Annotated in this window: 1 protein-coding gene; it reads left to right on the top strand. The window is 71.9% G+C overall.

All coding sequences use genetic code 11. From position 1 onward, the window contains the following. Nucleotides 1–207: 207 nt before the first annotated feature. Entirely contained in the window at nt 208–1503 is a 1296-nt protein-coding gene (locus tag CNO22_RS27040; protein WP_269799652.1) for an IS4 family transposase, read from the top strand. The last annotated feature ends 21 nt before the right edge of the window (nt 1504–1524 follow it).

Here is a 1524-nt window from a genome sequence, read left to right as displayed (position 1 = left end):
CAAAGCCATGTAGTTAGCTGCGGCGGCCGGGTGTCAAGGACGCGGCGGAGTGGGCGTGTCGATGTCGAAGAGGGCAACGGAGCTCCGGTAGGAGGGGGCGTCCGCCAAGACGCCCTCCACGCGGGAGCTCCGTTGCCCGTCGAGTCTGACACCTGTCGCGTCGTTCATGAGGTCACCGTCGCCGCCGGTCGGTTCGCCCCGGGGCATGTGGGTGAGCTGACCCGGATCGTGCCGTTTGACATGGTCGACGCTGCGCTGGCCGAGACCGGCCGGAACCAGCGGCGGGTCCGGGATCTGCCCTCGCGGGTCGTTGTGTATCTGCTGTTGGCCGCCGCGTTGTTCGCCGAGTGCGGCTACCGGCAGGTCTGGGCTCGGCTGGTTGCCGGGCTGGACGGGCTCCCGGTGGCCCACCCGACTCCGGCGGGGCTGGCCGCGGCCCGCCGCCGGGTCGGCGCCGCGCCACTGCGCGCGTTGTTCGACCTGCTCCGCGGCCCGGCGGCCGGCCCGGCCACCCGTGGGGTGTGGTGGCGCGGGCGGCTGGTCTGCGCCCTGGACGGGACCACGCTGTGCTGCCCGGACACCCCGGCCAATCTGGCCGTCTACCGCAAGGGCGGCAGCCATCACGGCGGCACCGGTTATCCGATGGTGCGGCTGGCCGCGCTGGTCGCCTGTGGCACCCGCGCGCTGCTGGCGGCGGCGTTCGGCCCGATCAGCGTCGACGAAAAGGGCTATGCCAACAGGCTGCTGGAGGCCGCGGGCCCCGGGATGCTGGTGTTGGCCGACCGCAACTTCGGCTACCGGCCGATGCTCACCGCCCTCGCCGGCACCGGCGCCGACCTGCTCATCCGCGTCAAGGCCAGCCACCGGCTACCGGTCTGCCGTCGCTGCGCAGATGGCTCGTGGCTCTCGCGGATCGGCCCGCTGGAGGTGCGGGTGCTGCGCTGCCAGATCACCCTCGCCACCTCCGCCGGCACCCGCAGCGAGCTCTATCAGCTGGTCACCACGGTGACTGACCCTGACTGCGCCGCCGACCTGGTCCGGCTCTACCACCAGCGGTGGGAGATCGAGACCGCCTACCTGGAGCTGAAGTCGACGATCCTGGGCGGCCGGGTGCTGCGCGCCCGCACCCCGGCGGGCCTGGAGCAGGAGATCTACGCCCTGCTGGTGACCTATCAGGCGCTGCGGATCGCGATCTGCGACGCCACCATCGGCCGGCCCGACGTCGATCCTGACCGGGGCAGCTTCACCATCGCGCTCAACGCCGCCCGCGACCAGCTCGTCGCGGCCACCGGTGTCATGACCGACACCGTCATCGACCTCGTCGGCGCGATCGGCCGGCAGGTCCTGGCCGACCTGCTCCCCGACCGGCGCTGCCGCACCACCCCCCGAGTGGTGAAACGAGCGATCTCCAACTACGTCGCCAAGACCGCCCTCGGCCGACTACGCGGACCCAGCTACCGGGCCACCATCAGCATCGACATCCTCACCGACCCTGACCCGTGACAACTCGGTCCAGCGCCTAAG

The organism is Geodermatophilus chilensis (assembly GCF_002802985.1).
Taxonomy (GTDB): Bacteria; Actinomycetota; Actinomycetes; order Mycobacteriales; family Geodermatophilaceae; genus Geodermatophilus; species Geodermatophilus chilensis.
The sequence above is the reverse complement of the archived record's forward strand: the minus strand, read 5'-3'. Positions and strand labels throughout refer to the sequence as shown.